This window comes from Bradyrhizobium sp. (genome assembly GCF_049512235.1).
GTDB lineage: Bacteria > Pseudomonadota > Alphaproteobacteria > Rhizobiales > Xanthobacteraceae > Bradyrhizobium.
Genome location: NZ_JBEKXH010000188.1, coordinates 1 through 11,958 on the forward strand (window position 1 = coordinate 1; position 11,958 = coordinate 11,958).

The 11,958-nt window shown below is 61.4% G+C and carries 14 protein-coding genes and 1 pseudogene; 3 read left to right on the forward strand and 12 right to left on the reverse strand.

Going from position 1 to position 11,958, the window contains the following annotated elements; all coding sequences use genetic code 11:
• Positions 1-187, forward strand: a 187-nt coding sequence (locus ABSG20_RS18280; RefSeq protein ID WP_423865916.1) for a hypothetical protein, incomplete at its 5' end; no start/stop codon positions are given.
• Positions 188-198: 11 nt separating this feature from the next.
• On the opposite strand, the gene ABSG20_RS18285 is transcribed toward ABSG20_RS18280, so the two are convergent.
• The 10 genes from ABSG20_RS18285 to ABSG20_RS18330 form a co-directional block, all read right to left on the reverse strand.
• Positions 199-1,176, reverse strand: coding sequence for a 5-oxoprolinase subunit C family protein (locus ABSG20_RS18285; RefSeq protein ID WP_423865917.1), 978 nt, complete (start codon positions 1,174-1,176; stop codon positions 199-201).
• A complete protein-coding gene (locus ABSG20_RS18290; RefSeq protein WP_423865918.1) occupies positions 1,166-2,041 on the reverse strand; it encodes a 5-oxoprolinase subunit B family protein in 876 nt (291 codons plus the stop codon). The genes ABSG20_RS18285 and ABSG20_RS18290 overlap by 11 nt, the downstream gene beginning before the upstream one ends.
• Positions 2,042-2,045: 4 nt before the next feature.
• Complete coding sequence (locus ABSG20_RS18295) at positions 2,046-3,518, reverse strand: acetyl-CoA carboxylase biotin carboxylase subunit (protein ID WP_423865919.1); 1,473 nt, start codon at positions 3,516-3,518, stop codon at positions 2,046-2,048.
• Positions 3,519-3,534: 16 nt separating this feature from the next.
• Complete coding sequence (locus tag ABSG20_RS18300) at positions 3,535-3,777, reverse strand: acetyl-CoA carboxylase (RefSeq protein WP_423865920.1); 243 nt, start codon at positions 3,775-3,777, stop codon at positions 3,535-3,537.
• Positions 3,778-3,821: 44 nt separating this feature from the next.
• Entirely contained in the window at positions 3,822-4,550 is a 729-nt protein-coding gene (gene pxpA / locus ABSG20_RS18305) for a 5-oxoprolinase subunit PxpA (RefSeq protein WP_423865921.1), read from the reverse strand.
• 432 nt (positions 4,551-4,982) lie between these two features.
• Positions 4,983-6,170 carry an ABC transporter substrate-binding protein gene (locus ABSG20_RS18310; protein ID WP_423865922.1) on the reverse strand — a complete coding sequence of 396 codons (1,188 nt, stop codon included), beginning with the start codon at positions 6,168-6,170 and terminating at the stop codon, positions 4,983-4,985.
• A gap of 34 nt (positions 6,171-6,204) precedes the next feature.
• Entirely contained in the window at positions 6,205-7,236 is a 1,032-nt protein-coding gene (locus ABSG20_RS18315) for a branched-chain amino acid ABC transporter permease (protein ID WP_423865923.1), read from the reverse strand.
• Between the two features lie 39 nt (positions 7,237-7,275).
• Entirely contained in the window at positions 7,276-8,190 is a 915-nt protein-coding gene (locus tag ABSG20_RS18320) for a branched-chain amino acid ABC transporter permease (protein ID WP_423865924.1), read from the reverse strand.
• Between the two features lie 2 nt (positions 8,191-8,192).
• A complete protein-coding gene (locus ABSG20_RS18325) occupies positions 8,193-8,915 on the reverse strand; it encodes an ABC transporter ATP-binding protein (protein WP_423865925.1) in 723 nt (240 codons plus the stop codon).
• Positions 8,912-9,631 carry an ABC transporter ATP-binding protein gene (locus tag ABSG20_RS18330; protein WP_423865926.1) on the reverse strand — a complete coding sequence of 240 codons (720 nt, stop codon included), beginning with the start codon at positions 9,629-9,631 and terminating at the stop codon, positions 8,912-8,914. The genes ABSG20_RS18325 and ABSG20_RS18330 overlap by 4 nt, the downstream gene beginning before the upstream one ends.
• Positions 9,632-9,839: 208 nt before the next feature.
• Here ABSG20_RS18330 and ABSG20_RS18335 point away from each other — a divergent pair.
• Together ABSG20_RS18335 and ABSG20_RS18340 are read left to right on the forward strand one after the other, a co-directional pair.
• Positions 9,840-10,145: pseudogene (locus ABSG20_RS18335) on the forward strand (serine/threonine protein kinase); the annotation flags it as partial.
• A gap of 120 nt (positions 10,146-10,265) precedes the next feature.
• Complete coding sequence (locus tag ABSG20_RS18340; protein WP_423865927.1) at positions 10,266-11,468, forward strand: ATP-binding protein; 1,203 nt, start codon at positions 10,266-10,268, stop codon at positions 11,466-11,468.
• On the opposite strand, the gene ABSG20_RS18345 is transcribed toward ABSG20_RS18340, so the two are convergent.
• Positions 11,366-11,653, reverse strand: a complete 288-nt coding sequence (locus ABSG20_RS18345; protein ID WP_423865928.1) for an addiction module antidote protein — start codon at positions 11,651-11,653, stop codon at positions 11,366-11,368. The two genes, ABSG20_RS18340 and ABSG20_RS18345, sit on opposite strands and share 103 nt — an antisense overlap.
• Positions 11,654-11,656: 3 nt before the next feature.
• On the reverse strand, positions 11,657-11,950 hold the full coding sequence (locus ABSG20_RS18350) for a type II toxin-antitoxin system RelE/ParE family toxin (protein ID WP_423865929.1): 294 nt from the start codon (positions 11,948-11,950) through the stop codon (positions 11,657-11,659).
• Positions 11,951-11,958: the final 8 nt, after the last annotated feature.

Here is an 11,958-nt window from a genome sequence, read left to right on the forward strand (position 1 = left end):
ACTAGTCTTTCGCGGCATCCGAAGTGTCATCGCCCGGCTTGACCGGGCGACCCAGTACGCCGCGGCTTCTCGGCTTATCGCGAATCCTCTGGAATACTGGGTCACCCGGTCAAGCCGGGTGATGACCAACGTGCGCGGAGATGCAGCCGCCGCACTCCCTCACCGCGATCCGCCGCCACATCCGTGAAATCAGGGCGATCACTGCAGGGACGAGCGGATCTTCGCCAGCAGCTCGGCACGGGCGTGGCGGGCCGCGAGCGCCTGAGCCATCTCGACCTTGACGAACTTGACCTGCATATTGGGCTGAAGCTGGCCGATCAGATCCATGTCGGCCGAAATGACCGTGCCGAGCATGAAGTAGCCACCGCCTGAGACCGCGTCACGATGCAGCACGATCGGCTCCGTGCCTCCGGGCACCTGGATCGAGCCATAGGGATAGCAGGCATCGGTGATGTTGGAGGGATCGGAGCCCGCGCCGAATGGTGGCTCACGCGGCACGAACTCGAGCGGCTTGCCGCCCTTGAAGCGGTAGCCGATCCGGTCGGCTTCCGGAGCAACCTTCCAGGTATCCGAAAAGAACCCAAGGCCAGCGGCATCGGTGATGCGATGCCAGTAAAGCCCGGGCATGACGCGCAACTCCGTCGGCATCGCCATCGGTAAGCCGCGCAATTCTTCGCCGACGTTGCGGCCCTCCTTGACCGAGCTCGCAGCTGCACCGACCGGCAGCTCGTCGCCGGCCTCGAGCTTTCGACCCTTGAAGCCGCCAAGCGCGCCCAGCGCGTAGGTCGAGCGCGAGCCGAGAACGATGGGCACATCGATTCCGCCTGCGACGGCAATGTAGGCGCGCGCGCCCTTTTTCAGGAAATCGAAGGAAAGCTTTTGACCGCGCTTCACCTTGAAGGAGGTCCACGTCTGGCGCGGAACGCCATCGAGCCTGGGCGGCAGCTCGGCCCCCGTGACTGCGACCATGGCGTCATCGCTAAACTCAAGTTCCGGCCCCATGAAGACAGCCTCAAGCACCGCCGCGCCCTCCTCATTCCCCACGAGCAGGTTGGCGGCCGCGAGCGCATGCCGGTCCATGCCGCCGGACAGCGGGATGCCGATGTGATAATAGCCGGGACGCCCGAGATCCTGGACGGTGGTCGCAAGACCCGGCTTCAAAACCTTAATGGCCATGGAGCACCCCCTCGAGCTTACGATTGTAGCCGTCGATGTCCTGGTTGAACTCGGTCAGCGAGAACGAGACATTGCGGATGATCGGCGCGAAACGGCCCGCTTCGACATCGGCGACCGCGGCATCATACGCCGCCCGGTCGATCGGCTTCCACTTCACGATGTCGCCCGGTTTGAACAGGCACATGAAATCGCTGAGATAGCTGATTTTCTGATTGGGATCGTAGATCGGCATCGGCGTGATGCCGAACATCTGGTAGCCGCCGGCGCCGCGCACCGAATAGATGCAGCTGAAGCAGCCGCCATGGCCGACCGTCAGCTTGGGGGTATCGGTTCGCGGGCGCAGATATTTCGGCGCCTGAATCTGCCGCTTGCGTTCGACCATCTGATAGAGGAAGGGCAGGCCGGCGACAAAGCCGACCATCGAGACGAACCAGGGTGCGCTTGAATGCGCCGCGATGAACGCGTCTATGCCGTCGAGATGGTTGATGCGCGCCGCATATTCGAGATCGGTTCCGCTGGGATCCTGATGACGCTCGCGGAAGCGCATCAGCGTCTCGTGGGTCCAGGGATCGTTGTAGAGTACGGGGATCTCGATGATCCGCGTCGCGATCACCGGCTCGGACTTCTCGGCCGCCGAATCCAGCCGCTTCAGTTCGGCGAGCATGTCGTCGGGCTTGATCAGATCCGGATCGAACTTCACCTGATAGGAGGCGTTGGCCGGACAGATCTCGGTGACGCCCTTGATCCTGGCGTCGCGCACCGCATTGGTAATGAAGAGGCTCTTGAAGAAAGCCTCGAGCGACATGGATTCATCCACCTCGGCGAAGATGTGCTCGTCGCCGCCGAAGGAAAATCGAGTTGGCATGGGGTCACTGGCCTCCTGTTGCTGACGGAGCGGATTCTCTTGCGGTTGTGGAAGTGATCTGGACTGCCGGAACAGCCTCTGCTGCGGCCGTCACACCGGTTGTTGAGGCTGGTGCGGCAAGACTTGCAGCATGCGATGCCAGCCATGGCTCGAGCCAGGCGGTATGAAAGCGCCCGGCCTGCACATCGGCGTCGCGCGCAAGCGCCTGGTGCAGGGGCTTGGTCGTCGCCAGGCCCTCGACATTCAGTTCACCGAGGGCGCCATCGAGCCGTCGTATCGCACTGGCGCGATCCTCGTCGTGGACGATCAGCTTGCCGAGCAGGCTGTCGTAGAACGGCGGCACCGTGTAGCCGGCATAGAGCATGCTGTCGAAACGCACCCCGTTGCCACCGGGCACGCTGAGCGCAGTCACGGTGCCCGGGTTCGGCGAAAAACCTTTCGCCGGATCCTCGGCGTTGATACGGACCTCGATCGAGTGGCCGTTGATGCGCACCTGATCCTGGCGGATCCGCAGGCGTTCGCCGCCCGCGATCCGGATCATCTCGCGCACCAGGTCGATGCCGGTGATCATCTCCGTCACCGGGTGCTCGACCTGGATGCGCGTGTTCATCTCCAGGAAGTAAAATTCGTGGCTGCGGTCGTCGTACAGATATTCGAGCGTCCCGGCGCCGCGGTAGTGCACCGCCTTGGCGAGCGCGACCGCGGACGAACAGAGCTTCTCGCGAATGGCTGATGTCAGCGAGGGCGAGGGCGCTTCCTCCCAGACTTTCTGGCGGCGGCGCTGCAGCGAGCACTCGCGCTCGAAGCAGTGGATAACCTCCTGGCCGTCACCCAGCACCTGCACCTCAATGTGCCGCGCACCTTCGATGAGCTTCTCGACATAGAGCCCGCCGTCGCCGAAGGCCGCCAGCGCCTCGGCCCGCGCCTGCGGCATCAGGTGATGAAATTCCTCGGCCGAGCGCGCGATGCGGATACCGCGGCCGCCGCCGCCCGCTGCTGCCTTGATCATCACTGGAAAGCCGGTCGTCTTCACCAAGTCGAACGCGGCCTCGGGAGACTCCAGGCGGCCGCGGCTGCCCGGAACGGTGGGGACGCCCGCCGCCGCCGCCGCTTCCCGGGCGGCGACCTTGTCGCCCATCAGGCGGATGGACTGCGCCGTCGGCCCCACGAAGATGAGCCCCGCCGCCTCGACCGCCGCGGCGAAATCGGCATTTTCGGCAAGAAATCCGTAACCCGGATGGATGGCGTCGGCGCCGGTGGCCTTGGCCGCGGCGAGGATCGCGTCCCGATTGAGATAGGATTTCGACGCCTGCGCAGGTCCGATTTCGATGCACTCGTCAGCGAGTTCAACGGCAAGCTGCTCCTTGTCGGGCTTGCTGTAGACCTGCACGGTCGCAACGCCCAACTCGCGCGCCGCGCGAACGATGCGCACAGCGATCTCGCCGCGATTGGCAATAAGGAGCTTATGGATCGTCATGGACAGTTTGCATGCCTCAAACGTCGATCTCGGCGATCGGCTGACCGGCCATCACCGCATCCTCATTCTCGACAAGGAAGCCGACGATCTTGCCGGCTGCGCCTGCCTTCACCTCGTTGAACGACTTCATGACCTCGATAAGGCCGATCGTGTCGTCTTCCGCGATGGTGTCGCCGTCGGATTTGTAAGCGGGCTGGTCCGGCGCCGGCTTGCGGTAGAATATACCTGGAAGGGGGGAAAAGATTTGCTGTCTAGCCATGAATTCCTCGTACATTGATTGTTTCGGCCGGGACCGGCCGCGCATCAGCGCGCCGCGCGATAAGGACGGACTGCATCGCGAACCGCCTCGGTGATGGCGACGGCATTGGGTGTGTCGGAATGGATGCATATGGAGTCGGCCCCCACGGTGACGTCATTCCCGGCCACGGAGCGCGTCTTGCCTTCGATCAAGGCTCTCAGGCACCGTGCCGCTGCATCGGCGGGATCCTTGGCCTCATGTTCGCGCGTGATGATGAGACCACCCTCGGCATTGTAGTCGAGATCGGCGTAGTACTCGGCGACGAAGGCATGACCGCGGCGCCGATACACCCTCTCGTGCAGCGTGCCCTTCATGCCGAACAGCGGCACCTTGTAGACCTCGGCCGCATCAGCCACAGCCTCGGCGATATCCTCCATCCGCGCCGCCATGCCATAGAGCGCGCCGTGCGGCTTGATATGATTGAGCACCACGTCTTCGGCGTCCAGGAACGCCTTCAGCGCACCGATCTGGTAGAGCAAGCAGTTCGTCAGTTCTTCGCGGCCGATCTTCATCTCCCTCCGCCCAAAGCCCTGCAGATCGGGCAGCGAGGGATGGGCGCCGACCTTGACGCCATGCTGCTTGGCCAAGCGCACGGTCTTGCGCATGTGATTGAAGTCCGAGGCATGGAATCCGCAAGCCACGTTGGCGGCGTCGATATGGGGCATCAGGCCCTCATCGTCGCCCATCTTGTAGAGGCCGAAGGCCTCGCCCATGTCGCAATTGATGATGACCATATCCTGTCGTCCTTATTACCTGCCGCTGCACTGGCGCGCGCATGCGCAAACCGACCCCAGACCAGCGTTTCCGAAGTTCTGATCATATCGAAGCTTGCGATGCCGCGCTCCCTCTCCCGCACTTCGCGGGGGAGGGCTGGGGTGGGGGAAGCTCCGGGCGAAAATCCATCGATCGGGTATCGCGGCTACATAGGCAACTAACACCGCCGATGCCGCGCCCCCACCCCACCCTCCCCCGCGAAGAGCGGGAGAGGGAGTGAGAGGCCAATGCCCGTAGCCTGAAATGATAGGTTTCATGGAATCGGTCCACTAGAACTAGATCACCACTAGATCCCCGGTACGGGACATTCGCGCGACTTCCTCGCGCTCTGCCCCGCCGAGAGAAAGGCCGCCGCAGGCTCCGCAGGGAGCCCGAGGCGGCATGTTGCCGACTTACTTCGACACCAGATAGTCGACCGGGATCTTCTCCGAAATCGTCCATTGATCGACTACTTTCGGCTTGCCATGTTCGGTATCGACGATCAGGTAGCGGCCCTGGTTCTGATGGTGCAGTTCCGCGCTGAAGGTGCGCGGTCCGAAGAGCGTGGTCTCGTTGGTCATTTTCTCCAGCTCCGCCACCACCGGCGCGGCGTCCGTCGTCTTGGCGCGCTCGACGGCCTTGGCCCAGAGGTCGATCATGACATACCCTGGATAGACGTACTGGCTGGAAGGGTCGCCACCGGTAACTTCCTTGTACTTCTTGTTGAACTCGTTGACTTTCGGATTGGGGTCGTCGCCATAGACCGAGCCCTGCACCGGTACGTAGAAGTTGGACAGATCCGGAACGGCGCTCAGCCAATAACTGCCATCGACGCCCGAGCCGTTGAGGATCATCGACTTGATACCGGCGGCCCGGATCTGCTTGATGGCGGAGACGGCGCCGGGCATCATCGTGCAGAGCATGATGGCATCGGGTTCCTTCGGCAGGCTCTTGATGCGCGTGATCTGGGAAGCGATCGAGGCGTCATCGTTCTTGAAGGTGTCGCTGCCGGCGAGCACGGCGTCCTTCAGATGTGGCATCTCCCAGTCGAAGCCGTCGCAGATTCCCTTGTTATAGACGGTCCAGCTGTCGAGCAGCCGGTAGAAGCTGCGGGCGTTTTTCTTGGTATAGGACCATTCGGCCATGGTCGCGCCCTGCACCGCGGCCAGCACCGAGGCGGAGAACGAGTAAGGACCGACGCCGGCGATGCCGGCCTTGATCGACTCCGCGCACAGGAAGAAGGAGACCTTGCCGGCGGCTTGTGCCTGCAGCGCCGCTGGAGCGCCGAAGTCGTAGTCGCACGAGACGACCACCAAATCCGCACCCTGATCGAGCACCGCAAGACCCGCCTTGGCGCCCTCGGCCTGATCGGTCTTGGTGTCTGCAAACACGGCCTTGATCTTCTTGCCGAGCAGACCACCAGCCTTGTTGATCTCGTCGATGCGGATGAGGGCTGCATCCTGGGCCGGCTTGTCATAGGCCTGCATGAAGCCAGATGCAGCGGTAGCGAAGCCGACGACGATCTCGTCGGCGGCGAGTGTCGGCGTATTCCACAGCGCGGTTGCCGCGGTCAGGATGCCTAGTAGTGTCGTGAAGCGCATCAGCTAGTCCTCCGTTTTCTCTACAGGATTTCAGTCAATTCCTTAACGCAGTTTGCACCGGCGGGGTCAGGCGCCGTTGCAGCGGCCATCCGCTCCAGGACAATTCCCGATTGCGGGTGAGGCCGCTTGGCAGAAACATCAGTATGACGATCGTGATGATGCCGATCGCGATCTCCTGAACGCCGTTCGGGATCGCGATCGTCAGACCGCCGAGCGTGACGCCCCTTTCCAGGTCGCGGAACATCTCGATCAGCGCCGAAATCACCACCACGCCGGCGACGGCGCCACTAAGGCTGTACATGCCGCCAACCACGAGCATAGACAGGGTGATGAACGTGGTGCGCAGATAGAACGAGCCCGGATTGACGATGCTCAGGAAGTGCGCGTAGAGCGCGCCGGCGAGCCCGATGATGAAGGCGCTGACGACGAAGGCGACCAACCGCTCGCGGACAATATCGATTCCGGACGCGCTGGCGGCCACTGCCTCGTCCCGCGTGGCGCGAAGCGCAAGGCCCGAGCGGGAAATCGAGTAGAGATAAGCGATCACGATGGCCGCTGCGGCACCCAGCCACCCGACCCAGACATTCATGGTGGGTGGGATACCGACGATCGAACCTTGCCCGCCCGTCACCGAGTCCCAGTTCGAATAGACGTTATTGACGACGCCAAGCAACCCGAACGTGGCGATCGAGGCCGCTATACCCGACAAGCCCATGATGACGCGCCCAATAATGAGTGCGAACAGGGCCGCAAACACGCCCGAGACCGGCGTGGCGGCCCACATCGGCAACTGGGTGTGTAGCAGCCACGCGGGCAGGCCTTTGAGTGTGACCGATTTCATCATGGGCGGAATGGTGAGCCAAGCGGTCATATAGGCGCCGAGGCACATGAAACTGATATGGCCGAACGACAACAAGCCTGAATTGCCAACGAAGACGTAAAGCCCTGTGACCACCATGATGTTGATGAACATCTCGACCACGGTGCGATTGAAGGCCCTGCTGCCGAATTGATAGCTCAAGGCCGCAATCGCGAGCAGCACCACGATCAGGACGAGGGGTATCACAATCGTTCGCCGCATAACCGATGCACGTTGCGACATGCCTCACACCCTCTGCTTGGCCGATTTGGGTGCAAACAACCCTTGCGGGCGCAGCAGCAGGACGACGATCACGGCGCCATAGACAAAGGCATCGCGGAAGACGCGGGCGTCATGCGGCAGGGTGGCCTGAAACACGACGCTGGCGGCGCCGATCAGGAAACCGGCGGCAACGGCTCCCGGGAGGCTGCCCAGACCACCGATCACCGTGGCGATGAAGGCAATCAGCATCACATTGGCGCCCATGCCGATATCCGCCGTGCCGGAGTTGGTCGCCAGGATCAGCCCGATTGCCGCCGCCAGCATGCCGCTGATGGCAAAGGCCAGCAAAATGACGCTATTAGCGCGCACCCCGAGCATGCGGGCCATGGTGAAGTTATCCGCGGCAGCGCGCATCTCCAAACCGTAGCGCGTCCGTTTGAGGAACAGCGTAAGAGCGGCGAGGACGGCCAAGGTGATCGCGATCGTGACAACCTGCAGCATCGGGATGCGGGCACCGAAAAGTTCGACCGGCAGGCTGAGCCTCGGCCATAGCGTGATCGACTTCGGGCGGCTCGAATAAAGCATCAACAAAAGATTCCGGATCGCAAAGCCCAGCGCAAAGGAAGCGATCATCATCGTCGCCGGATTGGTGTTGCGGAAACGGTGAAAAACGATCACCTCCGACAACATCGACAGCGCGGCTCCGACAAGCAGCAGCAACGGAACGAGAAGGTAGAATGGCAGGTTGCCGGCGAAGACGATGGCAGCCGCATTGATCGACGGCCACAGCATCGCGAACACGCAGAAGGCGATGAAATCGCCATGCGCGAAGTTCACCAGCCGCATCACCCCGAAGATCAGCGCGATGCCGAGGGCGCCCAGTGCGTAAAGGCTACCCAGACTGAGCGCGTCGAAGACGATTTGCAGCACTTCGGTCATCTTCAATGGTCTCCGAAGCCGAAATACGCCTGCTTCAGGCGCTCGTCCTTGACCATGTCACCCGCCTCACCCTCCAGCACGATGCGTCCGCCACGCATGAGAATCATCCGCCCGCCGGTCATCATGGCGCGCGTCGAACTTTGCTCGACGATCAACAGGGTCAGCTTGCGCTGCGCTCGCAACCGCATCAGGATTTCGTACACCTGATCGATGATCTTGGGCGCAAGTCCGAGCGATGGCTCGTCGATAGCCATGAGGCGGGGCGAAGTCATGAGCGCCCGGCCGATGACGAGCATCTGCTGCTGACCTCCAGAAAGCATGCCGGCTGGCGCGTGGCGGCGCTCGGCCAACATCGGGAATTCACGGTAGACGGATTCAAGATCGTCGGCAACCTTCTGCCTGTCGCTCCGCATGCCGGCTCCGACCTTCAAATTCTCCTCGATGCTGAGCGCACCAAACACGTTGCGCCCCTCGGGCACCAGCGAAAATCCCCGCCGCGCGATCGACTCGGGTGGAGCCCCCCTCACCTCCGCGCCATCCATCGTGACGGATCCCGAGATCGGCGGCACGACGCCGGCGATCGCATTCAGCAAGGTCGACTTTCCGGCGCCATTGGGGCCCGTCACGAACAGGATCTCGCCTTCGGCGATCTTCAGACTGATGGCGCGCAACGCTGTCAAACGTCCATAGCGAACCGTGAGGTCGTCGACGGCCAGCAATGTCATGGTGCGACCGCCTCGGCAGCAGCAAGCGCTAAAATGACCTCGTCCCGTTGCGTTCCCATATAGGCATGCCGGACCGCATCACTGTTGCGGATATGGTCGGGTGAACCGGCTTCGATGATCTCGCCGGAGTCGAGCACGAAGATGCGACCGCACAGTTCGAGCACGAGACCGATATTGTGCTCGATCAGCAGCACGCCGATTCCAAGTTCCCCGGCAATCCGTTTGATGATGGCCGCCAGATCGTGGCTTTCAAGTTCAGACATGCCGGCGGCGGGCTCGTCCAGCAGCAGATAGCGCGGATTGCACATGATGGCCCGGCCGATGGCGACGCGCCGCTCGTCGGTATAGGGCAGGGCGCCGGCGATTGTACCGGCAAGGTGCGATATGCCGAGCCAGTCCATTACGCGCTCGGCCTCTGCGATCGCGTCGCGCCGGGTCAGGCCGAAGCCCACGCCGGTGACCTCCAGGTTGTCCACCACCGGCAACTCGCGAAAAAGGCGGCCTGATTGAAAAGTGCGCGCCACGCCCTTGCGTCGCAGCTTGTGAGCCGCAATGCCGTTGACCGCTTCACCTTCCAGTTCAACAGTTCCCGCGCCAGGCCGCAGAAAGCCGGTCAAGACATTGATGAGCGTGGTTTTCCCGGCGCCGTTGGGGCCGATCAGTCCGGTGATGCGTCCCCGCTTCACGGCCAGTGTGACCCTGGCCAAGGCTTTCAAGCCCTCGAACTGGACGCTGACATCGCGAGCGACCAAGTCCAAGTCACCGGAAGTCATCGAGGCGCCTCTCAAACGCGAGCGAACAATTGATCTTATCTTTTGCGTTGCAGCAATCAATTGCAAAATTCGAAAAGGAAGCTTTTATGGCTCTGACTATCCGTCAGGTCCGCCCACTTCGACGTCACCGCCGAACCGGACGGGTTTCGGAGTCCACCGGCGCGGTCTCGTCCACAAGGACATCAGGCCGACCAATATCCTGGTTAACGGCATGACCGGAGAGATCAAGCTCACCGGCTTCGGCATCGCTTCGCGTCTGCCGCGCGAGCGGCAAGTGCCCGCACCACCCGAGTCGATTGCGGGCACGCTTCCTTATATGGCGCCCGAGCAGACCGGACGCATGAACCGCTCGATCGACGCCCGCAGCGACCTCTACGCGCTCGGCGTCACGCTCTACCAGATGCTCACGGGGTCACTGCCGTTTACGGCGGCCGAACCCATGGAATGGGTCCACTGCCCGAAGCTGTGCTCGACACCGTGACCCGGACACGGCAAAGCGCGATCAAGTTTGATGGACTCGTTGATATTTTATGTAATATACCATAATTTATGTCTATCTTGCTATTTGAGGCATATAATGACCAATAGCTTTGTGTTCCATCGAAAAGAGCTTGCGCGACGCATGGCAGACATAGCTCTCGGAACAGATCCTCTTGCTGGAACTTCCGGCCTGTTCTTGGCTGCGCCACGTCGCACCGGGAAAAGCACGTTTCTGAAGACGGACTTGATTCCTGAGCTGGAAGGACGCGATGTCCTCCCCGTCTATGTTGACCTGTGGGCGGATCGCGACCGCGATCCTGGAGAGGTTATTTCTGAACGCATTAAGTCGACTATCCAAAATTATGACGCAGGCGCTCTAAAACTGGCGCGAAGCGCAGGGATGTCAAAAATCGGCATTGGTTCCTGGCTCGCGATCGATATCGAGAAGATTGGAAAACCGGGCGGAGCGACCATTGCCGACGCTCTTGACTATCTCGATAAACGTGCCGGACTTCCAATCGTTCTGATCATCGACGAAGCACAGTACGCGCTGACAAGCCAAGCTGGCATTACTGCAATGTTCAGCCTGAAATCCGCAAGGGACATGCTCAATATTGGCGCAGTCGGTACCGATACGTCGAATGTGCGACTTGGACTTGTTTTTACCGGATCTTATCGGGATAAACTGGCTTCGCTTGTGCTCGGAAGGTCTCAGCCGTTCTTCGGGGCCTCAATCACGAACTTTCCTTTGCTGGGGAGCTCCTTCGCTGAGGCCTACACGGACTACATAAACACCCGGTTGGCAGATGACCGTCAACTTGTTAGGAAAGATGTTGTTCGGTCGTTTGAGGTCGTCGCGTTTCGACCCGAACTTTTGCAAGCCGCGATCCGGGAATACGCGATGGGATCGATCGGAGAGGAAGAGCCGCGACCGTCTCTGGTCGAACAGGCATTCGTGGTCCGAGACCAATATTGGCAAGAATTCGATTCGCAATGGGCCGCCATGACGCCCTTACAACAGGCGGTATTGCGACGCATCATCGAACAAGGCGATAAATATAAGCCTTTCGATGCCGATTCATTGGCCGCATATTCAGAGATCTCAGGGCAACAAGTTACTGTTCCTGACGTTCAGAGTGCACGCTTCGCGGGGGGAGGGGAGAAGCAGATCCGATTCAATAGTTCTGACGGCTGGCCTTACGCCGCCCGCGGCTTCGCCACCAGTTGCACGCCGAGGGCACCCAGGACCTTCCGGATGGTCTCAAATTCGGGCTTGGTGTCGCCACTGAGCGCGCGGTAAAGATTTTCACGGGACACGCCGGCGCTCTCTGCGACGGCACCCATGCCCTGCACACGGGCGACGGTGCCGATCGCCTTGGCGATAAATGCCGCATCATCGGACTCGAACGCCTCGGTGAGGTACTCCGCAATCATCTCTGGGCTGTCGAGATATTCGGCCGCGTCGAACACGGTGGTCTTTGGCATGGTTTAATCTTCCTCTCGCGCAAGCTGCTTTGCCGCCTCGATATCGCGTTGCTGGCTGCTCTTGTCGCCGCCGCAAAGCAGCAGGATCAGCTCGCCACCGCGGTTGACGTAGTAGACGCGATAGCCCGGGCCGAAGTGGATACGCATCTCGCTCACGCCATCCCCGACCGGCGCCACATCGCCGGCGTTGCCCTCCTCCAGGCGCTGGACCCGCGCAAGGATCTTTGTCCTTCCCCGCACGTCGCGGAGAGCTTTCAGCCAGGCTGAAAATCTCTCAGTTTGCCTGACCGTCGGCATTTGTCGCT

What these genes read in the sequence shown, in the direction of transcription:
- ABSG20_RS18285 (WP_423865917.1), bottom strand. Translation starts at nt 1,176, where the DNA reads ATGGCCATTAAGGTTTTGAAGCCGGGTCTTGCGACCACCGTCCAGGAT.
- ABSG20_RS18290 (WP_423865918.1), bottom strand. Translation starts at nt 2,041, where the DNA reads ATGCCAACTCGATTTTCCTTCGGCGGCGACGAGCACATCTTCGCCGAG.
- ABSG20_RS18295 (WP_423865919.1), bottom strand. Translation starts at nt 3,518, where the DNA reads ATGACGATCCATAAGCTCCTTATTGCCAATCGCGGCGAGATCGCTGTG.
- ABSG20_RS18300 (WP_423865920.1), bottom strand. Translation starts at nt 3,777, where the DNA reads ATGGCTAGACAGCAAATCTTTTCCCCCCTTCCAGGTATATTCTACCGC.
- pxpA (WP_423865921.1), bottom strand. Translation starts at nt 4,550, where the DNA reads ATGGTCATCATCAATTGCGACATGGGCGAGGCCTTCGGCCTCTACAAG.
- ABSG20_RS18310 (WP_423865922.1), bottom strand. Translation starts at nt 6,170, where the DNA reads ATGCGCTTCACGACACTACTAGGCATCCTGACCGCGGCAACCGCGCTG.
- ABSG20_RS18320 (WP_423865924.1), bottom strand. Translation starts at nt 8,190, where the DNA reads ATGACCGAAGTGCTGCAAATCGTCTTCGACGCGCTCAGTCTGGGTAGC.
- ABSG20_RS18325 (WP_423865925.1), bottom strand. Translation starts at nt 8,915, where the DNA reads ATGACATTGCTGGCCGTCGACGACCTCACGGTTCGCTATGGACGTTTG.
- ABSG20_RS18340 (WP_423865927.1), top strand. Translation starts at nt 10,266, where the DNA reads ATGACCAATAGCTTTGTGTTCCATCGAAAAGAGCTTGCGCGACGCATG.
- ABSG20_RS18345 (WP_423865928.1), bottom strand. Translation starts at nt 11,653, where the DNA reads ATGCCAAAGACCACCGTGTTCGACGCGGCCGAATATCTCGACAGCCCA.
- ABSG20_RS18350 (WP_423865929.1), bottom strand. Translation starts at nt 11,950, where the DNA reads ATGCCGACGGTCAGGCAAACTGAGAGATTTTCAGCCTGGCTGAAAGCT.